17 protein-coding genes and 2 pseudogenes are annotated in these 21750 nt (G+C 41.5%); 9 read left to right on the forward strand and 10 right to left on the reverse strand.

The window, feature by feature from the left end; genetic code table 11:
• Positions 1 to 405: 405 nt before the first annotated feature.
• The 3 genes from B2Z67_RS00965 to B2Z67_RS00975 form a co-directional block, all read right to left on the reverse strand.
• Positions 406 to 846, reverse strand: a complete 441-nt coding sequence (locus tag B2Z67_RS00965) for a hypothetical protein (protein ID WP_291527947.1) — start codon at positions 844 to 846, stop codon at positions 406 to 408.
• Positions 836 to 2191 (reverse strand): RHS repeat domain-containing protein, encoded by a 1356-nt coding sequence (locus tag B2Z67_RS00970; protein WP_291527948.1) that lies wholly within the window; start codon positions 2189 to 2191, stop codon positions 836 to 838. Before B2Z67_RS00970 ends, B2Z67_RS00965 begins: the two co-directional genes overlap by 11 nt.
• Positions 2192 to 2652: 461 nt before the next feature.
• On the reverse strand, positions 2653 to 3537 hold the full coding sequence (locus B2Z67_RS00975) for a transposase family protein (protein ID WP_291527949.1): 885 nt from the start codon (positions 3535 to 3537) through the stop codon (positions 2653 to 2655).
• A gap of 291 nt (positions 3538 to 3828) precedes the next feature.
• Between B2Z67_RS00975 and B2Z67_RS00980 the strand changes: the two genes are divergently transcribed.
• The 5 genes from B2Z67_RS00980 (at position 3829) to B2Z67_RS01000 (ending at position 9354) form a co-directional block, all read left to right on the forward strand.
• Positions 3829 to 5397, forward strand: a complete 1569-nt coding sequence (locus tag B2Z67_RS00980) for a tetratricopeptide repeat protein (RefSeq protein ID WP_291527950.1) — start codon at positions 3829 to 3831, stop codon at positions 5395 to 5397.
• 151 nt (positions 5398 to 5548) lie between these two features.
• Complete coding sequence (locus B2Z67_RS00985) at positions 5549 to 5947, forward strand: DUF3244 domain-containing protein (RefSeq protein WP_291527951.1); 399 nt, start codon at positions 5549 to 5551, stop codon at positions 5945 to 5947.
• A 297-nt stretch (positions 5948 to 6244) separates the two neighbouring features.
• Positions 6245 to 7864 (forward strand): hypothetical protein, encoded by a 1620-nt coding sequence (locus B2Z67_RS00990; RefSeq protein ID WP_291527952.1) that lies wholly within the window; start codon positions 6245 to 6247, stop codon positions 7862 to 7864.
• 133 nt (positions 7865 to 7997) lie between these two features.
• Positions 7998 to 8447 carry a hypothetical protein gene (locus tag B2Z67_RS00995; protein WP_291527953.1) on the forward strand — a complete coding sequence of 150 codons (450 nt, stop codon included), beginning with the start codon at positions 7998 to 8000 and terminating at the stop codon, positions 8445 to 8447.
• A 232-nt stretch (positions 8448 to 8679) separates the two neighbouring features.
• A complete protein-coding gene (locus B2Z67_RS01000) occupies positions 8680 to 9354 on the forward strand; it encodes a hypothetical protein (RefSeq protein ID WP_291527954.1) in 675 nt (224 codons plus the stop codon).
• A 35-nt stretch (positions 9355 to 9389) separates the two neighbouring features.
• On the opposite strand, the gene B2Z67_RS01005 is transcribed toward B2Z67_RS01000, so the two are convergent.
• From B2Z67_RS01005 to B2Z67_RS01030, 6 genes and pseudogenes are all read right to left on the reverse strand, one after another.
• Positions 9390 to 10079, reverse strand: a complete 690-nt coding sequence (locus B2Z67_RS01005; RefSeq protein WP_291527955.1) for a DinB family protein — start codon at positions 10077 to 10079, stop codon at positions 9390 to 9392.
• A 61-nt stretch (positions 10080 to 10140) separates the two neighbouring features.
• Positions 10141 to 10647, reverse strand: a pseudogene (locus B2Z67_RS01010) (AraC family ligand binding domain-containing protein); the annotation flags it as partial.
• Positions 10648 to 10704: 57 nt separating this feature from the next.
• A pseudogene (locus B2Z67_RS01015) lies at positions 10705 to 11133 on the reverse strand (glycoside hydrolase family 88 protein); the annotation flags it as partial.
• Positions 11134 to 11201: 68 nt separating this feature from the next.
• Positions 11202 to 12623 (reverse strand): RtcB family protein, encoded by a 1422-nt coding sequence (locus tag B2Z67_RS01020; protein WP_291527956.1) that lies wholly within the window; start codon positions 12621 to 12623, stop codon positions 11202 to 11204.
• 10 nt (positions 12624 to 12633) lie between these two features.
• Entirely contained in the window at positions 12634 to 13692 is a 1059-nt protein-coding gene (locus tag B2Z67_RS01025) for a DNA polymerase beta superfamily protein (protein WP_291527957.1), read from the reverse strand.
• Positions 13689 to 14438, reverse strand: a complete 750-nt coding sequence (locus B2Z67_RS01030; protein WP_291527958.1) for a nucleotidyltransferase domain-containing protein — start codon at positions 14436 to 14438, stop codon at positions 13689 to 13691. Before B2Z67_RS01030 ends, B2Z67_RS01025 begins: the two co-directional genes overlap by 4 nt.
• Before the next feature lie 107 nt (positions 14439 to 14545).
• Between B2Z67_RS01030 and B2Z67_RS01035 the strand changes: the two genes are divergently transcribed.
• From B2Z67_RS01035 to feoB, 4 genes are all read left to right on the forward strand, one after another.
• Positions 14546 to 15562 carry a helix-turn-helix transcriptional regulator gene (locus B2Z67_RS01035; RefSeq protein ID WP_291527959.1) on the forward strand — a complete coding sequence of 339 codons (1017 nt, stop codon included), beginning with the start codon at positions 14546 to 14548 and terminating at the stop codon, positions 15560 to 15562.
• Between the two features lie 1026 nt (positions 15563 to 16588).
• Complete coding sequence (locus B2Z67_RS01040) at positions 16589 to 17491, forward strand: LuxR C-terminal-related transcriptional regulator (RefSeq protein WP_291527960.1); 903 nt, start codon at positions 16589 to 16591, stop codon at positions 17489 to 17491.
• Between the two features lie 175 nt (positions 17492 to 17666).
• Positions 17667 to 18716 (forward strand): carbohydrate porin, encoded by a 1050-nt coding sequence (locus tag B2Z67_RS01045; protein ID WP_291527961.1) that lies wholly within the window; start codon positions 17667 to 17669, stop codon positions 18714 to 18716.
• A gap of 4 nt (positions 18717 to 18720) precedes the next feature.
• Complete coding sequence (gene feoB, locus B2Z67_RS01050) at positions 18721 to 20934, forward strand: ferrous iron transport protein B (RefSeq protein WP_291527962.1); 2214 nt, start codon at positions 18721 to 18723, stop codon at positions 20932 to 20934.
• A 183-nt stretch (positions 20935 to 21117) separates the two neighbouring features.
• Here feoB and B2Z67_RS01055 read toward each other — a convergent pair whose 3' ends face one another.
• Positions 21118 to 21714, reverse strand: coding sequence for a thymidine kinase (locus B2Z67_RS01055; protein ID WP_291527963.1), 597 nt, complete (start codon positions 21712 to 21714; stop codon positions 21118 to 21120).
• Positions 21715 to 21750 lie beyond the last annotated feature (36 nt).

Consider the following 21750-nt stretch of genomic DNA (forward strand, 5'->3'; position numbering starts at 1 on the left):
GCACCTAAAGTGACGAAGAACCGAAAATAGTTCATATTGAGGGGTACTATCTGTCTTTTTGAACATACGGCTTTTGTTTTTTGATGTCACAAGATACGAAATAACTATCTGATAACAATGAAGTCAACGAACTTTTATAGTGAGTAATAATATTTTTAATTAACGAATAAACGTCCATGATTTTTTAAAGTGGACTCATTTTTATTTATAAATACGTTTGGAGATACTCATTATTTTCCCGCAGGGAATAAGAGGCGGGCGATTTACATTTACAGGTGTTGACATAGTACGAGAAACTGTTACACTTACTGTGTTTTTCCGTTGGGTATCTGTATTAAAATTACCTATAAAATCTGACCATTTATTCCTATCTATCAACAAACAACAAAATTAGACCACAATAATTCATTTTAAATAGTCAATAGAAATAACAACCCATTTGTTTTGGCGTTTTTCCAATCCGTAAATTATCTTTTTTATCGGACTATTTATATCTTTCTCTTTGAAACAAACAACCGCACTATTACTTGTTATTGTTTCTTCTATATCATAGTCGAAGTACTTGAAAGTATTTGTAAATTTTTTATCCCTGCCAAGACTGTGTTGGAATTTTATAAAACTTTTCCAATCTTCCATAGGATTTTCTGCCCCCCTTTTTGAATACACCTGTATTACATCTATATACTGCATTGCTTCATCAAAGGCTAAACATTGTTCTGCCGATTCCAATTTTACAACCGTCACGAATGGGGTTTCTAAAATTGCGGTTCTATTTTCAGCACAAGAAAACATCATCAGTGCAGACATGATTATTATACAATGTAATTTCGAATGTTTATTTTCCATAATACTCCAAATAAGGTTTAGCAACAACAGATTTAGGCCCACTTATATTTGTAGCCCCAGGCAGCTTCATTGCAGCATTATACAAATTATTCGGTGCTACAACTCTTGTATTTTTATACAGCAACCTCAGAGAGAAAGGAACTTTTACAAATTGGCTAGCATCTAATGCTGGAAATGCCTTTTTTAAAGCATTTTCAGCAAATGTAGAGCAGTTGAATTCACTGGCATTATACATTTTACCCGAATTTGCCGTGCCGGAAGCATAGCCCTTAATTTTTACATCTTGGTCATAATCTGTATCTATTTGCACAATTCCATCGGCGGCTCTACCTTCCGCACTAACATTTCCACTCCTCGAGCCTGTTGGATCTTTTCTCATTAAATCGGATATACTATTAATTTTTATACCTTTTGAATAATCTGATTTTACATTACTTTGAAGTTCACTCATTCCTACTTCATCATTTGGCCACAAATCGTAATATGTCATAGTTCCATCTTTGACCATTTCGTAGGTATAATTCCCTTTACTATCCAAAACTGGTTTCCCTTTACTATCCATCACTTTTTGTAGTTTATAATTATCTACTGCAATTCCAGCATGTCCTGTTTCATTATCTTTTGAAAACCAAATAAGTAAATAACTATCTCTACCATCTGGGTCAATACGATTCATCGGATTATTATCACAATAAACATACGGACTCACCGAGTAATACTTCTCCGCCAACGGATCAGGCGTTGGAAAACGCCCAATCACCGGATCCATTTGCCTCTTCTCGAAATCATACCAATTCAGCCCCTTCTGCGTATCCAGCTCCTTTCCTCCGAACTTGTATGGTTGCGACGAAGTCTGCGTCCCTTCCGTGAATGACATCCCGTATGGATAGTAATGATTACTCTGAACAATCGTCCCACTCTCATTAGCAACCACCCGATTATTACCCAAATGGTCAGTCAGATAGAAGTAATACTTTCCACCCTCAATGTAACCACCATCAATAAGGATGCTCTTCAAGGTATTGTTTTCATAGATCACATTCCCACAATAATCCGTCTTCTTTCCGCTAATATTTGTTTTCAACTTCCGTCCGTCAGCCGCATACATATACGTATTCGTCACCGAATTAGAAGAAGCGGATATTGTCAAGGAACGAGGCAAATTTAGTAAATTATACGATATCGTGTCTATTCCCTTATTCAAATCTTTAGCCAGCCTTCCGTTTCTATCGTAATAATACTCCTTGGAAGTATGGGATTTATCCTTGAAATCCATCGAAGCGGAAAGGCTCACATTCACTCCTGCGTCCTCAACCTTTATGAGCTGGTTACCCGAATAAGTCATCGTTAGGCTGTCAATAAGACCGTAGTTGACTTATCCTGTCCTGTTTTTCCCTTCGATCTGACTTTTCAGGANNATAAATGTAAGTATTTCGATATCGCACTATCAGCCTGATATTTACCAATTTTCGTTCGCGTATCTCCGGTCAAGCGGACATCCGGACAGAAATAACGCATTCTCAGCCAACTAAAAATACAAAGTGACAAACTGACAACTCCCTTAACTCCTGTAGCCTGAATAATGAACCTTTTTGGTTTAATATGATTATCCGCATGTATAGTGCTAACTGAGAATTTATGTTTGAACACAGAGGTACAGAGATACGGAGTTTTATTTTAAGCATAGAATATGGATGAGGGAACTTATTGTTTAAAAATCACGCACCGGAAGTTTCATGTAATCATTAGAGTTTACATAAATTAGTTTTTGTATGCCCATGGCTTGATTTTAATTCTCAGATTATGCTAAGCAGCACATGTAGCAAATATACGTTCCACAAACGAGTTGGCTCTGAGACGACATTCGTCTTTGACTATTCTCATTACCTTGGCACTGCCGATGGCATGTTCCACACGTACCCTAATGCGGGAGACTTCCGTGTTGAAGTCCTTTTGTCGGGCAGAGAGTTCTTTTCCCTTGCTTTTCTTGACAGGCTGTATGATCGTTACCCCTTCAGGGGCGTAACCCTGATATCTGGTATCCTGATACAAGGTACAGGGAACAGGAAAGGAATACATATTATCAGCCATCTTCTTATCGTGCATTTTCCCGGAAACGGTCTGGCTCACGAAGAGAATCAGGCAGGATACGGTGGTTATGACGGCATTCTTGACCGTATGGCGTTTCTTCTTCCCGCTGTATTTCTCTTTCTGTTCATCATAGTCTACCGGACGGGGAATTTCCCTCTCGGTACCGTCATGGAGCAATACAGGCTCAGAACCCTCCTTCGAGAGTTCACAAAGGCGTTGAAAAAGTTCCTTATCGGTCTGTGCCAGCATAAGACCCATTGTCTCAAGGCTCAGATGAAGGATGTGGGTCAGGCAATGAACAAAAGTGTTGCAATGCTTCTGACCCATGCCAAAGCTGGCGGCATGGTACTCCTGAAGAGGATTGTTCTTCAGATAAACAAGGATGAAGAAAAGGCGCTCGCTCACATCAGGAAGAGGGCTGTTCTTGTAAATACAGAAACTGCGACGGTTGCTACGACGTTTGCCGGTCATCTCATATTCAGACAAATAATCGTCATGTGCCGCCTCGAAGAAAGGAAGCAGACTGGAAAACTGGGCATGGTTCATGCCAGTCAGGGAGCGGAAACTCTGGGGGTTATCTTTATGGTCGGTATAATTCATGCAACAAAGATACGCGCATACGCGATAAATAGCAAATCTAATTTACATTAACTCTATTATATTTATATATGATATTCAGACAATAACTACTTACAGGCCTATGAAATTACTTCTGCAAGGCTCTGCTACAGGCTAAAGACTGGTTCATCGTGTTGCTGCTGCCGATAAGATATTGTAATATTGTTGTTTAAAAACGAATATAACATCAAATATATACAAAAAAATCTTCAAATATATGTTGAAAATAGAAGAAATATATTACTTTTGCGCTGATACAAAACCTGAAGGCACATGAGAATATCTGTTACCATCATAATTGCTATACTTTCCTGGATACTCACAGGATGCGGTAAATCACCATCTGCCAACGGCATGTTGTTGGATGAAGCGGAGGCACTCATTGAAGTAGCCCCGGACAGTGCATCGAACATTCTGAAAAGCATCCTTCTGCCGGAAGCTATGGACGACAGAGCATTTGCGCGTTGGTGCATGTTGTCGGGTATGATAACGGATAATCCCCTCAATAGTATACTGCCGACCTCTCAACTGGAGAGGGCTTATGACTGGTATTTTTCACATGGCACCCCCACCGAACAGGTACAAATTTCAATTTTCCTGGGACGATCCTACGCTGCGGAGGGTGATTACGACAAAGCAATGTTGGTATATACTGATGCCCTCGAGATTGGTGAAAGCAATGAACTCAATAATCTGGTGGGGTATACATATAGTTATATGGGCGATTTGTACAAAAATAAATTCATGCGGATAGAAGCCATCAAGAAATACGAGGCCGCTGCCGATTATTTCAAGAAAGAAAACAATACCGATAGCTACGCTTGTGCGTTAAGAGATATGGGACGCGAATATGCACGTATAGATTCAACATCACGTGCTCTGGAAATTCTATTCCTGGCTGATTCAGTGGCTGCCAATACCAAGAATATCCGTATTTCCTCGAGCATAAATAATACCATAGGAAACATCTATGAAATGCAAAACGAATATGATAAGGCTGAGAAGTACTTACTCAAATCGCTGATGGGAGGGGGCACAATGCCCAGCCGCATGGCGTTAATCGACCTGTACATCACAACAGGTTCTATAAATAAGGCAAAAGAACTGTTATTTAAAATTTCGCAAGATGATCCACAGGAATGTAATACATATAGCTTCAAATATTTATCTTATCGAATCTATAAAGCAGAAGAGAATTATAAAAAAGCCCTTGTTAATCTGGAAGAGCATAAGAACATCACAGATTCTATCATATACGCCGATGCCCAATCTAAAATACAGGATATTGAAGCCAAATACAATCTTCTTAAAATACAGGAAGAAGTAAACGAGCTGAAAAACAGGCAGAAAAAATATATCTTCATTTCAATTATTTGCATTTTAACCTTATTGCTGGTGATAGTAAGTTTTATGTTCTATAGAAAGAAAGCAAAAGAAAAAGTAGAAATGCACCAGGCAGAAGTAGACAGGATGAAAAAGAAGTTGCTGCATGATTCATTTTTATATCAAGAACTGACACGTCTGATTAATCAGAAAATACCGAACAACAACAAATCATTAATAACCGCGGAACTATGGAATCTTATTGAAAAAGAAATAATCACCATTTATCCCAAGCTTCATACCTATATATATGAGAGGCAGAACCCGAAACTGGCACCATCCGATTTTCGATACTGCTGTCTCTACTTGTGCGAATTCGGTGCCAAGGAAGAATCAAAGTTATTAGGCATTGCTCCGGATTCTGCCCAAAGGAAACGTCTACGGCTCAAAGATAAACTGAATATATCATTGCCTGCTAATACATCGCTATGCGAATATTTGATTAAAAACATACGTTAATACCCCTGCTTGTTGTTGGTTGTCCTTGTGTTGTCCTGTTGTTTTCTTCTAACTCGCTGATAATCAATGCTGGCTTGTCCCCCTGAAAATGGATATTTTGCTTGTGTTTATTCTCGTTTTTCTGTAATTTTGATGAAAAATATTTAAAGTTATGAGAGCGCTAAACATTGCATTATTATTAGTTGGTATTCCATTCATGATAATGGAAGCCAAGAGTTTATTAAAGGATAAAAGTAAAACCATATCTTTTAATAAATGGGAGGATCAACCCAAAAGAACATTTCCTTTTTCTATTCCTATAGAAGCTATCCTTGATGAAAGCACTATTGAATTACGTTTCCTGCAGAACGTAGACGAACAGGTTATCTTCCAGGTAAAGGATCTGTATGGGAATATAATACTTCAGGACATAGTAGTTCCCGTTGAGCAGGAGATTCACACGATTGATGTAAGCGGTCTCGAAGCCGGAAGTTATGAGTTGTTTTATATAGAAGGGGGTCTGATTCTCTTTGGGGAGTTTAATATTGAATCTCAAATTCCGTTTGAGTAATTCGTAAACTATTTCTTTTAACTATGGATAGAGAAAATAGCGGAGACACTATAAGCGGCAGATGTTAATTGAATATTTTACGAACTATAAATATAAATAAAAAGGAGCAGAATGATGGCTGTTTTTAATCTTAGCAGGATTTACTTGCATATCATCTGCTCCCTAACCCCATAAAAAGGAGGCGTGGCAAAGATACACATTTAGTTTTTAAAAGACAATACGTTTGTCTGCTCGTTGAAAGGATACATACGAAGATTTTATATATAGTAAATATCCATAATTAAAATCAGAGATATTATGAAGAAGATTTATTATCTCATGTTAGCGATGCTCATATCGCTCTCTGTTGCAAGTTGTACAGATGATACAGTGTACGAAATGGAAACCGACCAAATGGCTAAACAAGAGGAAACCCCATTTGCTAAAGATGCAACCTTCCTCTTGAAGAAGGATTTTGCCACCGCTTTAGCAAAAGTTCTATCCGAAAGTATGGAGGTTAGAGGGCTTATCAAAGAAGAGGCATTAAAGAAAATCAACTATGATTTTGATGTAGTCTATTTATTGATCAAAGACAAGAAGTTGAATAATGGGAAGACATTGGAAGGTCTTCTTTCAGAGCACTTGGACATCAATCGGTTAGCTTTGATTGAGCAAAAGTTGCCGACATTGACTGTATTTGTACCATCATTACCAGAAGAATCATTTTCTGCTGGATCTTGGGATACAAGTACGGAAATCCCAGCAGTTGCTATTAGTACATTTGCAATGAATGACGTTCCAATAGTTAATTCATGTGGCAATGATTCGATCATTCCTTCACACCTAATACCTAAATATCCAATTGTAGTTGTTAAGGAAAACGAGAGAATTGTAACGTCTACTTTCACACGTTCTTCAGACCTTCAGGCAAATTCGCACCTTACAATTCCAGTAAACAAATCAGGTGTTCAATTGCAATTTATCAATGATTCGTTTAATAACCTTGAAAATAAGATAACTACAAGAACTGGGACTATAACACTTGCTACCCCATCTCCGGAAATACCTCAAGACATGCAAAAAGTATTTGATGCGTATGACAAATATCAAAACACAGATGGGTGGCAACGAGATTATGTTTACTACGACATTAGCCCCACTAATGATCGTGGAGTAATTAAAAATGAATATAAAGAATTCTTGTGTTCATTCAAGATGTTAGGCTCATCACCTAGAAGCGCTTATGATAAGATTAGCAAACCATCAGATGATGATCCACGTCCTTACAAGGGAAGACCTATTCCTGATCGAACTGATCCAGATCGTCGTAGCTGGAATTGGACAGATGGAGAATTTGAATTTGAGATGAAAATAAATGTTGGTACAACACATCCAAATGGTAGTGAACAAATTGTTTATTTTGGAGCTCAACCTTATGAGCTTTTTTTAACGAGAGATGTGAACTCCGAGAGAGACTATGTTGATTGGGTTGTAGACAGTTGCTTAACATATAGATTATCCGTTCCTTTGTTTACATGGGATTTGGAACATTATAGCCCCATTATCAAGATTACTATGAGTGAAATTGACAATCCAACAGTAGTCGAATCAGTGGTTGAAACAATTTCAGAATTTGCGGGCAACTTTGAACTGTCTGGAGGAGTTCCAAACAAAATAGGCATGAAGTTTGGTGCATCAGCAAAGAGAACAGAAAGATTATCTTATAGGCAGACGACTACGTATGGTAATGATAATTTAGGAGAGTTGTATATCAATTTTGGTGACCCCATTTTGTTGGGGAATGAAATGGTTGATCTTGGTTCTTCGTATATGAGGGGAGGTAGGGTACAGCATAACTACGACTATCAACCTCCATATAATAGCACATATTATACATATTGGTATAAAATAGAAATATCACCTAAAAAAATGTATTGATATAATCGCACCGTGCTTGCGTAAGTAAAGCGCGGTGCGGTTTCATTTCTTCAAAATAAATTTCCCAGGAAATAGCAATACATCTACTATTATTACGTTTTATAAATACACATCTCTATAAAACCCCATTGATATGAAACAAATCTCATACATGCTTCTTACAGCAATCTTCCTATTCACTTCCTGTAACAAAGACGAATCGCTAGGTTTGGAAGTGGAAGAGCCAAGAGTGATTGAAATATCGGTGCTATACGAGCCGGAAAACGCTTCTCGTAATACCCGACTGCCAGACAATGGAGCGAAGGTCTTTATCTACTATGAACCCAATTTGGCAGGAGACCCTGTAATCTTTGATCAAGGAAACCTCACCAATATATATACCGGTGCGCTCCTTTTCCCACATCAGGTATTAGAAACCGACAAAGATGGGCGCCTTACTTTTACTCCGGAATTTGATGATAAGGAGTTTTTGGTATTTATTGAAAGTCATCATTATCCCGGGCAGGTGACTTCCAAACTCTTCCCTTCTTTTGACATAAATTACAAATGTACTTTTTTGTTTCTCGACTTAAGCTCTGACTGACTTCGTCTTGCACTGTGCCTAAGTTGGACTCATTAATACAAGCTTTGCATGAAGGAAGTCACAATATGCTATGGTGATTATGACAATAAATTCTGTTCCGGCTGCGAATAAAATTTTGGTGCGGCTACCCTAATAATCTTATTCTGAATTATGCTATATTAAAGGCATTCATTATCTTTGTGCCATTATGAATGCAGATGTCAGAACATTTAAGTTTAAATCCCTTAGTATTATGAAACATATAGTTTTAATATCTATTTCCGTTGTAGCCCTCGTTTTTGCGAGCTGCAATGAAAGTACCCGCAAAGCGGCGGATACAGCACACGAGGAAAGTGCGGTGGTAAAATTGAACCGCGAAGAGATAAAAGCCGCTTCGTTCGATGATTTATTCAAAACAATCGAAGCAAAGGATGTAAAGGAGGATATTTTCACTCTCATAAGCGAGGATTTCTCCATACTGACAGCAGGAACCCCATCGCATTATAACTCGATGGTTGCCGGTTGGGGCGGTTGGGGTATTTTGTTTAATAAGCAAGTGGCATTTTCTTTTCTGCGCTCAAATCGTTATACGCTCGAACTAATACGCAAGGAAAATAAATACACCATGACTTTCTTCGACGAAGAGTATAAGGAGGATATTATGAACTTTGGTAAGTCGTCCGGCAGAGATAGCAACGAGAAAATGACAACTACCTCCCTGACTGCTGTACAAACGCCTTCGGGTAATATGGCTTACAAGGAAGCTAAACTCATCATCGAGCTTGATTTATTTGAAGTTACTACCGTTTCTCCTGATGACTTCCGAACCGAAGATGCCCGCAAATTCATTGTTGATGCCCATGCAGAAACAGGCGAGTATCACAAGATGGTATTTGGTGAAATAAAGAATGTCTGGGAACGCAAATAACAGATAAAACAGGCGTGAACGAGATATACGACTTCTTAAATAAGAACAGGGATATTGCTTTTGCAACTTTCAACGTCCATTGATTCGTTTAAATGTACAAGCTGATGCCGTAAACAGGGCATCAGTATTATTCCTGCAACATCTTTTCCGCCCCAGAAGTCAATCAGCCAATTTGCTGAGTCTACGTTTTCAACCGCTTTTTCGTCCAGAATTCGTTGAAGTTTTTCTTTACACACCTTACGTTTCATTTCTCCTTTACTTAATTTACGGATAATGTTTTCCGTGTTTCGTCCTACAGTAATCCTATATGCTTTGAGTTCTTCTATATTTACAAGTAAAGACATTTGCAGAATTTCATTTGCATCCAGCGAATTACCGGTATGCCGAATTGGGGAGTTGATTTTTGAAAACCAGTTATCTTTTTCAAATATCTGCTCTGTTCCGGCAACCAGTAAATTCATTGTAATATCCTCAATTCGAGTAGAATGCCAGATTCCGTAAAGAATCGTCCGCCCTTTCTTATTAACAGCTTTTCTCGCCGTTTCTTCATTTATACCATTCCATAATTTATCTTCGAATGTAGTACTGTTTATACCTGACATTTCAGAAGCATAAACCATTTGGTGAAGATCAAGGATTAGTTCTTTTGCTTCTTCCAGACATTCATTCTTCTTTATGATTGAACGTAGTTGCTTCAATTTATCAGACCATTCGCGCTTATCCATGCCTTCGTTTATTTGACTTTTATACTCTCTATACTATCCTCCTTAATATCGGTTTCGCGCTCGAAAGATATTGCTGGGAGGAAATCTTATCGCTCTCGGCTATATCTAAAGCACGCGAAAAAAGTGCCACCAACTCTTCATTCAACCCTACTTCAAGCACTTGATTTTCTTTCGAGAGGAAGCCACCCTTCAACATGTTATCAATGATGGATCCTTCAAAACCGATGTAATATTCATTCCATCCGGTCTGTTGATATGGATGATAAGTATGCCATTGTCCCGGAAAAACAACAATAAGCCGGCCCTTGCACACTTGTTTTTCAGGAGTAATTTCCGAAGTGAACAAGCCCCGGCCTTTAGTTATATAAACCAACTGATATTCACGCAAGACGCGCCCTTTCTGCGCATTAAAGTAATAGCCCGACGGATGATCCCTTAAAGGATAAGGAGAATTAGGCTGGATAGACTGAAAACCAACCGTATTTACCCACAGACCAAACTTTCGATCCATATCATTTACTATCAGATACTTGAATTCAACCCCTGAATCATTATAGTTCTTAGTCATATCACATGTTCTTGTACAATGAATTGGGACAAAAGTAGAATTTATTTGCGAATAACACTATTTTTTCACAACTATCTTGTCATATTGTTCTTCAGCTTTTATTTCCGTGTATTTAGGTGCATCGATCATCTCGATAAGCGCACGCAGTACAGGGCCTTCGCCCATGGGGTCATTTTCTTGTGTAGGACGATTATAGTAATATGCCAGAGAAGGTATTATTCCGGTTCCTACGCAAATAGATGTGACGTCGCCATTATCGGAAATCTTCTTCATCATACCTTTCAAACCTTGATCGGCCACGTAAATGAAGTCGGGATGCAGCCAACCCTCTTTTACACCGCGGGCAATGCCGAATACAAACATGGCTGTGCCGGTAATTTCTTCATAAGAATCTTCCCTGTTCAGCGATTGATGCCAAAGACCATTCTTACCCCGGTAACGGGCTATGCCGCCGGCTTGCTGACGGAAGTTCCGGATAACTGCTTCGATATTTCCGCCCGTTCCAGTCTTCGGGCGGAAATATCGTATTCTCAGGCGGTTAAAAATACAAAGTATCACTTTGCTTTAATATTCATCACCGGCCTGATAGCATCAATTACCGTTGCCGTATCTTTGATGGCTTCCATTATTATGTTCTTGTCCTTGTAGGCCATTGGCGACTCATCAAGGGTAGACCGGCAAACTGAGGTGGAATAAATGCCTTCCATTTCTTTGGAAAACTCTTCCATGTCCAGGGTGCTCAATGCTTTGTTTCGCGCTAATACGCGTCCGGCGCCGTGTGGGGCGGAGTAATTCCAGTCCGGATTACTTTTCCCTTCGCAGATAAGTATTCCATCGCGCATGTTGAAGGGAATAACCATCTTTTCGCCGCTATAGGAGCGGATGGCGCCTTTACGGATTATCCAGTCGGTGGTATCTATAAAGTTATGCATTGAATAGACGGAGTCTACTGCATGGTAATCGGCTCCTAAGTCCTTGAATATAGCTTTCGACATTGCCTTGTGATTAAATTGAGCATAAGTTTGGGCTATGACCATATCCAGTAAATAGGCATACATATCGTTTCCTTCGAGCAGGTATTCCTTTTTATCGACTTTATATCTTACTGCGAGTTCTTCCAGTTTCTGCGGGATGTCAGAAGTTGGCAGCGTGTTTTTGATTATTTGCTTGAACTCATTGAAGTATTCCTGAGTCAGCCCCCGTTGTGCAAGCATCTTCTTGGCATGATAGTTACAGACTTTTAAGCCGAAGTTTCGCGAACCGGAATGGATAGTTAGATAATGTGCCCCGTCGTTTGCGGATTCGCCGACTTCGATGAAGTGGTTTCCACCACCTAAGGTTCCTATCGAATAGTAAAAGACGTCTTCTTTCATGCCAATCTTTTTGCAAAGAGCGGCAATGTAGGCTTTATCTACAGGCGTTTTATCTGCGTAGTCTTCATCCGCGCACTCTTTAACCACATAGTCTTTATCTGCATACTCTTTTTCTGCATAGTCTCTATCCGCGCAGGCAGGAACATTCTCTTTACCGGAACGTTTTGTCCACTCCCCGAAACGTTTTGTCCACTCCTGCCGGAACAGGGCGATATTCCTGTTAACTTCTTCAAAATAGGATTCTACCCACCAGTTATCATAGTTCTTTTCTCTTCGGATATTCATACCCATTGGCACGGAACGTCTGATGGCGTGGTCTAACGTTGGTAACTGGTCAGCCTCAATACGCTTATTCAGCTTGTGCGTGGTAACCGAACAGCCGATATCGACACCGATATAATTAGGATTGACCATCGTCGTCAGTGGCATGGTAAATCCGATGACGATTCCTTTGCCCACATGAGTATCGGGCATAATACGAACCGGTACTCCTTCTGAGACTTCCTGATTCAGGATACTCTGAACCAACTCAATGGCTTCTGTCTCTACATCGTCAATGAAGATTTTACAGTCTTTGTTGTATTTTCCTTTTAATTCTATCATAGTTTCACTGTTATTTATATAATACTTCCCTCATTTCCACCAATACCCTTTCTGCTCTTTCTTTATTAGGAGCATCGGACAGTGTGGATGTTAGACAATACGATTCTATACTTTTCATTAATTCATCAGCCATAATTAGCAATTCATCATAATCCATATTACCGGCTTTTATATCGAGTAGTTGTTCTCTGTTTGAACGTTTTACATTCAAAGTCCCGTCTCGCAATATTTCTTCAGCCACTTGCAACAAACGTATGGTATGCATCATATTCTTTGAGTCATAGTTTTTGCCGTGGTTCAAGTTCGTTTGGTAACGAGTATCGTTCCGTTCTTTAACCCAATCCCAATACTCTTTATACTCTTTACAATAGAGCGAATATGCTTCCATGTTCCAAAATAAATAGGCAAGAGCCTGCTGTCCTTTGGGTATAGATGATAATGATACTTCGTTTGCTGTCTCTTTTACTGCTATACCGTGATAATCAAGATTGTTTTCAACATCATAAAACAGCGCATACATACCTTTGGCATGAGAAATGGAAGATAAACCACAACGCTCTTGAATATAATTTTTCCTGCCAAGCCATTCTTTTATGGGAACAGGTTGATAGTTATCCATTATGTAGCAGAAATCTAATATAGTCTTACACTCTTTATCCATTGGGTTCACAACTTTCTTTTTATACCCTCTTGCTTTCCGTATCTGTGTTAAGGCATACCCGGCAAAGGTGTCTTTACAAAGTTTAGATAAGAACATACCTATATTCAACTTATCCATTAACGGATGCTTATATAATATACAATCGTCAGGCGAAGCCAATAGTTCCAGTATATTCGGATTGTTTTTACATAGCAATTCTATAAAGCGTCCCAGTTCATAATATACTTCGTCATTAGTTTCATTACTTATCTGAGGTATGTACTCCAATCCAAAAAACAAGTTCCTGGGTAGATAAAACACTCCTTTTATATCGGTATCCGATTGTGATGTAGCTAATCCGTATGCTTTACTTCCACTTATGGACTCAAAAAGCAATAATCCTCTGTCTTTAATTTCCTGTATCGTCATTTTATAATCGTTTTTCTGAAAAGTTCATTAGCATCTCTTACATCAAAAACTTTTCGTTCCATCTGCTGTGAAGCCTCCATGCAGTAACTGAAAGTATGCTCTATCCATATCTTTATGTCTTGATCTGTTTCTATCAGACAACTTTCATTGGCTGTCAATTTCAAATCTATCAAAGATAAAACCTTTTTGCGTAAATGGTTTGATAACAAATCCATTAATGAGAATATATTCATTGGCGCTATTGTATCATGCTCAGCACACCATAGGGCAGCGAGTAACGAACGAAGCACATAAAATAACTTCTTTATTTTTATTTCTTCCTCTTGCATGGTCGCCATTGCACCTTTAGCTATCCCCAAATAATGGTGTATGTTGCTGCGAGAGCAAAAACAGTTCTGACAAAGCTTCCACAACTCATCACTAATTGCTTTATCTATTCTGTATATCACAGGAGATTGTAACCACTCGAACGGTGTTGTATTCGACTTGACTATCAACTGTAACACTTTTAATATATCCCAACCATGTATATCCAACTCATCATTTATAGGAAAAGACAGATGGTCTTTTTGAGGATATATCGTCAGATAGTCATCAAGCTTCCGCATATATATAAAACGTATGTCATAGTCACTGTCGGGAGAAGGAAAGCCCCATGCCCGGCTACCTGATTCACATGAATAAAGTATCTCTATTTTATGACTCTGTTCTATATCAGTCAGTTTTTGCTGTATAGTTGTTTTCATAATTCTTCTTTTTTTTAATACGGCAAAGATTCAGATACAGTTGCGCAGTGTTTTTGCGTATCTGAATTTATTTTCATATTTTTGAAGAAAAAAATCATTTTATCAGTATGCCGGTCAATCGAAATGCCCTTATCCGCTATAAAACAATAGACGCTTGCCTTCGTAATAAGTACAGGCAATGGACGCTTGAAGACCTGATTGATGCCTGTTCTGACGCCTTGTACGAGTACGAAGGCATAGATAAAGGTATAAGCAGGCGCACGGTGCAAATGGATATCCAGATGATGCGCAGTGAGAAACTGGGTTACAATGCGCCGATTGTTGTTTATGACAACAGATATTACAGGTATGAGGACGAGGATTACAGTATCACGAACACGCCACTGTCTGAACAGGACTTGAAGACGATGTCCGAAGCGGTCGAAGTGCTCCGCCAGTTCAAGGGGTTTTCCGGTTTCTCGGATATGGGCGATATCGTTAGCCGGCTCGAAGATCATGTTACTTCTGCCAAACAGAAGACGGTGCCGGTGATAGACTTCGAGAAGAATGAAAGTCTGAAGGGGCTGGATTATCTGGATACGATTTACCACGCTATCATCAACAAGCAGGTTCTCAGCTTGCAATACCGTTCATTCAAGGCGCGTTCTGCCAGTACATTCTGTCTCCATCCGTACTTGCTGAAGGAGTATCGTAACCGCTGGTTTGTGTTTGGCAACCGTAAGGGGAGTCTGGTTAACTTAGCGTTAGACCGGATACATCATATTGAAATAGCCGAAAAGGAGGGGTTCATTGAAAACAATTTGTTTGACCCTCAGACTTTCTTTGACGATTTAGTGGGGGTTACAAAGAACATGGGGATGAAAGCGGAGACTGTGCGCTTTTGGGCGGACAGGCAGAGTGCACCTTATATTATGACCAAACCTATTCACAAAAGTCAGAAACTGATAGAGACAAAGGGGGATGGCTCCATGGTATTTGAAATACATGTAGTTATCAATCAGGAGCTGCAACGCGAGTTTTTTGGATTTGTGGATAGCATCGAGATATTGGCTCCGGAGTCTTTGGCGGATTTTATGCGTTGGAAGTATGGGTTGGCTAAGGAGAGGTATGGGGCTGTACGTTAAACCTTAAATGGCAATTCATGCTTGAACACAGAGGCGCAGAGTTTTTTCGATACAATGTAGTTGCCCTCTCTGTTAATAAACACAAGTAGAGTTTTTAAAGAATATGCCCAACGTTTTTAAAAAACGTGGGCAACGTTTATTAGCAGCGGAAAAGAGGCTTTAAAACCTATCACTAATATATTCCTGCGGAAAGAAAAGCTCCGTATCTCTGCGCCTCTGTGTTAAAATATAAATTCCCATTGATATGATATAGTAAAGCTGCTACGAATAATCGGTTAGCAAAAAAGAATATAAATGTAACTCCTGAATTATCCTTCATAATCTCACTCCCATACTTAGCCTATCTCACTATACGACTGAGATACCCTCAGTCGTATACTTAGGGTATCTCAGTCGTATACTTAGACTACCCCCTCTCAGAATGCATTCCGGATGGGATTTAGAGCAAGCACGAAGCGAAGTAAATTATCTTAATAGAAAATCAAATTTTGCCTGTGTCGGAAGATATCACCATAACCGGTTAGGCACTTTATTTTCGCAGCACCTGCTTTTACCTCAAAAACTAAAACAGACTATATTATAGTGCAAAATTCTCAAAAATCAATATCTTTGCAGAAACATCAAGCGTATTACCGATGAAAGAAATAAATATATAATTGTTCAGACTTGTGATTTTGCAGTTGGAATTAAGCAGAATAAAGCTAAGAAAATATTGCTTGTAGAGTGTCGCTTAAATTATAAAAACGCAAACAATCTTACCTCAACTGAGCTTAATGGAAAGATTGATGGGTCTGTTACAATATTAGGCCATACACCTCCAATGCACAATTCTGTTTATTTCATCTTCACAGATAAAGTGAAGAGCCAGGCAGTCAGAAAACTAAGGGAGTTAAGAAGCAACCGCAAGGAATTCTTAGCTGTGAGTGTAACAGACTTTAGAGATCTGTTTACGATTCCCTGTTCAACGGAATGTAGAGCAGAGTCTTGTAACTTATACAAATGAACCCCCAATTCAAAAAGGAAATCATGAACCACCTATTATTTACCGAAGACACCAAAATGGCCGACCTGGTACTCTCCCATTGGAGGTTGCTGTATGTGCTGCCCTACTTTGATATAGGGATGGGGTTTGGAGAAAAGACCGTGAAGCAGGTATGTGCCGAGAAGAACATGTCTGCACCCCTGCTGTTGCTTGTCTGCAACCTTTATGTGTCCGACGATTACACGCCGCACCATGCGGAACTCAAACAAATTCCCATCGAAGGCATCGTCCGCTACCTGCAAAATTCGCACGTGGACTATATCAACCTGCGCGTGCCCCATCTGATTGATGCCCTCCGCGGACTTGCCCTCGAAGGCGGCGACGGAATGCTCGCCCTGTTTTGCGAAAAGTACAGAAAGGAAGTCATGGAACATTTCCGGTATGAGGAAGAAATTGTCTTCCCTTACATCCGCCGGCGCCTGGAAGGTGAAACCACCGACTATAAAATCGGCGAATACAGACATCACCACAGCGATATCGACACAGTATTGGAAGATTTAAAGAACCTGCTCGTTAAGTTCTTATCGAAGAACTGCCTGCTCGAACAATACCGTCCCGTGCTGTCGGAGCTATTCATGTTCGAATACGACCTGAGAAAACATACCCAACTGGAGGACGCCATTCTGATTCCATTAGTCGAGAGTCTGGATAACCACGTATTCCGGAATGCCGAAGGAATCGACCTTTCAGAGCGCGAAAAGGAAGTCCTCGCCGCCCTTGCCCGCGGATTGTCGAACAAGGAAATAGCCGACAAACTCTATATTTCCGCACACACCGTCATCTCACACCGCAAGAATATCATCCGCAAAACAGGCATCAAAACGCCACAGGGGCTGACCCTCTACGCCTTGGCAAACAACCTGATTTCGCAGGACGACTTGCGCTGATTCCTCAAAAAGAGGGCGCTTCACCTGATGCAACAAAATAAGTTGCAGGAAGCTTACTTGCGCTGACTCCCCAAAAAAGGGGATGCTTCACCCATAGCCGTTTCCCCGAATCAGGCGATTGTACGACGCAGCAAGTTGCACGACCTTTGCAGCATAATTCTTAATTGATTAAATTATGCTGAAAAAAACTACATCTTTTATCTTTGTGGCAGCCGTTTCGCTTGCTGCCTACGCCCAAACAGAAGGACAAAATCCGTTTTCATTCGAAGGCTCCTACATCGGCGACACCTATTATAATATGTCCGGCGGCTTGAAAACAGGCGGCGGATTTATGGGTATGGGCAACATCAAGGTTGGTTTTGATACCGGAAAAGCCAGTTGGTGGAAAGGCGGTTCGCTCTTTATCAACGGGGCATCTATCCACGGGACGTCGCTTACGGAGAAATACCTGGGCGACTTGCAGGTAGCCTCCAACATTGATGCCGGCGAACATGCCTATCTGCACGAACTATGGTTCAGGCAAGAGTTCGGTAGTGTGTCGTTTGTGATAGGTTTGCAGGACCTGAATGCCGAGTTTATGGTGAGCGAGGGCGCCGGCGAGTTCATCAACAGCTCGTTCGGAGTGCCTCCGGTTATAGCAACCGGGATTCCCGTACCTATCTTCCCTCTAACCGGATTGGGCTTGACAGTACGGTGGGATATCAACGCCCGCTGGGCATTTCAAGCAGCATTCTTCGACGGCGACCAGACGGACTTCGACCGCAATCCCCACAACATCCACTGGAGTATCTGCAAGGACGACGGTATGCTGACAATGGGAGAGGTTCATTTCGACAACCGCTTCAAACTGGGTGCTTATTACCGCTCTGCCAATGGCAATTATGGTTTCTACGCCCTTGCCGACCAACCTTTGAACAAGCGACTGAGCCTGTTCGGGCAGTTGGCCTTCGCACCGAAAAGTAAGAACGAAAACAATTACTCGCTCGGATTGGGAGTCAATTACGCAATTGCCGAACGGCACGCGGCAGGATTTGCCGCCACACATGCCGGCTTGCATCGTGCCGGCCACAAGCACGAAACCACCCTCGAACTCTACTATAAGTACACACTGAACAATAACATCTCCCTCCAACCTGATATTCAGTACATTATCAACCCCTCGGGCAGTGAAACGAAACCGGACAATGCACTGGTAGGAATGTTGAGACTTCACATTAATTTCTAAGATTATGAGATATTTATCCAGTTTAGAAGACGGAGAAACCGCCGTCATCGCTAAAATAAATGGTAGCTGTTGCTTCCGGCAACGGCTTACGGAGATGGGGTTTGTATATGGAACAAAGGTGAAAGCCATCAAGAAAGCTCCGCTGCAAGACCCTGTGGAATATGAGTTGATGGGCTATCGCGTATCGTTGCGCCAAAGCGAGGCGGCAAAAATCGAGATTATAGAAGCGGAGGAAGTGCACCTGCCCGGGAATGCCGGAGGGGTGCTTGTTACCGGAAATGTTGATGAGGCGCTTATCAGCGCGAATACCGGCGAAGCTCTTGCAAGACAAGAAAGCAAAAGAATCCGTGTCGCACTGGTAGGCAATCCCAATAGCGGCAAAACTACGCTCTTCAACCGGGCTACGGGCAAGCACGAACGTGTGGGAAACTACAGCGGCGTAACCGTCGATATCAAAACCGCCTATTTCAACCAACAGGATTATCGTATCGACCTGACCGACCTGCCCGGCACGTATTCCATATCAGAATACACCCCCGAAGAATTGTTCGTGCGCAAGCATCTTGAAAAGGACCGTCCCGATGTAGTCATCAATGTAGTGGATGCTTCGAACCTTGAGCGCAATCTATTCCTGACAACCCAGTTGATTGACATGAACCTGCGCGTAGTCATCGCCCTGAACATGTACGACGAACTGCAAACAAAAGGCGACAAGTTCGACTACGAGCATCTGGGCGAGATGATTCATATTCCGATTGTACCGACTATAGCCTCCCGGGGCAAAGGCATAGGGGCGCTCCTGGACAAGGTGATTGAGGTATATGAAGATTCCGCACCCCGGCACGTTCACATTAGGTATAACCCAGACCTATCGGATAGCGATGCCCGCTACGCCTTTATCTACGGCGCGTTGAAAGAAACCTACCGTCATGCCGAAGTACCCTGCGAGCCCAAAGGTTACCGTCCCGACAAACTCCTGACCCACAAATGGTTCGGTATCCCCATTTTTCTGCTTTTTATGTGGGCCATATTCCAGCTAACCTTTACGCTCGGCGCCTACCCGATGGAGTGGATCGAAGCAGGCGTGGGTGCATTAGGCGATTGGATTCAGACTGTGATGCCCGATGGTATGCTCAAAGATCTGCTGGTGGACGGTATTATCGGCGGTGTGGGTGGCGTGATTGTCTTTCTGCCCAATATCCTCATCCTGTTCTTCTGCATCTCTCTGATGGAGGACACGGGGTATATGGCGCGTGCGGCATTCATCATGGACAAAGCCATGCACAAAATCGGTCTTCACGGCAAATCGTTCATTCCGATGTTGATGGGTTTCGGTTGCGGTGTGCCTGCGATTATGGCAACCCGTACGCTCCACAACCGCAAAGACCGTATTCTTACCATGCTCGCCGTGCCGTTGATGTCGTGCAGCGCACGTCTGCCGGTTTATATCTTGTTTATCTCGGCTTTCTTCCCAACGGGGCAAGGATTGATTCTGCTGAGTATTTATGTCATCGGTGTGCTGTTGGCCGGTATTATGACGGTTGTGCTGCACAAAATTCTGTTCAAGAAAACAGACGCTCCTTTTGTGATGGAGCTGCCTCCATATCGCATTCCTACTTTGCGTAATATTGGTATCCACACTTGGGGCAAGAGCGTTCAGTATTTGACTAAGATGGGTACGGTAATCCTGGTTGCTTCCATTTTGATTTGGGCGTTGGGGTATTTCCCCCAGAGCAGTGAAGTCTTGCCGGAGGACGCATCTGAGGAAATGGTCATTGCACATGCATCCACTCACCTGGAGAACTCTTACATCGGCCGTTTGGGGCATGCAATAGAACCTGTTATCGAGCCGTTGGGTTATGACTGGAAGATTGGCGTTAGTCTCCTGACAGGTCTGGCGGCAAAAGAGATCGTAGTCAGTTCGATGGGTATTCTTTATCAAACCGACCTCGAGGCTGATGAATCATCGGTAGCCCTGAGGGAGAAGTTGCAGGAACACACTTTTACGTCTGGTCCGCACGCAGGTGAGAAGGTATTTACACCGCTGATTGCCTATTCTCTCATGCTCTTTATCCTTCTTTATCTTCCCTGTTTTGCCGCATTGGCAGCTATACGGAGAGAAGCAGGAACACACTGGGCTGTATTTGCAATGTGTTATACAACGGGGCTGGCTTGGTTGGTGGCTTTTGGGGGTTATCAGGTGGGGAGTGTATTCTGATTTAAAACAGAAAACGCAAGTACTTGATTATAAGTTTCTTGCGTTTTATTTAAGTGATCCGCCTGGGGCTCGAACCCAGGACCCCANNGCTGAGCTAGCGAATCAAACCTTTATTGCTGTTAAGCGGGTGCAAAGATAGGCACTTTTATTTAATTTGCAAGGGATATAAAGAAAAAGTCTGTATTATTTCCTCTGATCCTCCCTTACAGCCTGCAAATAGCATTGCCGACAGAGGGGTTCGTACTCGGCAGTTTCTCCCAAAAGCACTTGCTTGTCATTTTTGACGGTACGGTGTGAGAAGGAAGCCAATTGTCCGCATTTCACACAGATGGCATGTACTTTGGATACTTCGTCGGCTATGGCGCATAATCCCGGCATCGGACCGAAAGGAGAACCACGAAAGTCCATATCGAGACCGGCAACAATGACACGTATGCCATTATTAGCGAGTTGGTTACATACATCAATCAAGCCGTTATCAAAAAATTGTGCTTCATCTATCCCCACTACATCTACCTCAGAAGTAAAAAGTAAGATACTCGCTGAAGAAGCAATCGGAGTAGAAGCGATGGACTGGCTGTCATGCGATACAACTTTTTCTTCCGAGTAACGGGTGTCGATGGCAGGCTTAAATATCTCTACGCGCTGTTTGGCAAATTTTGCACGCTTCAGGCGGCGTATCAATTCTTCTGTTTTGCCTGAGAACATAGAACCGCAAATAACTTCAATTCTTCCTCTGCGATTGGTTTCGTGTATATGATCTTCTGAAAATAATACCATGTTTTAGAATGTTTATTTTAACCGCAAAAGTAACAC

Source organism: Bacteroides sp. UBA939 (assembly GCF_002293435.1).
GTDB lineage: Bacteria > Bacteroidota > Bacteroidia > Bacteroidales > Bacteroidaceae > Bacteroides.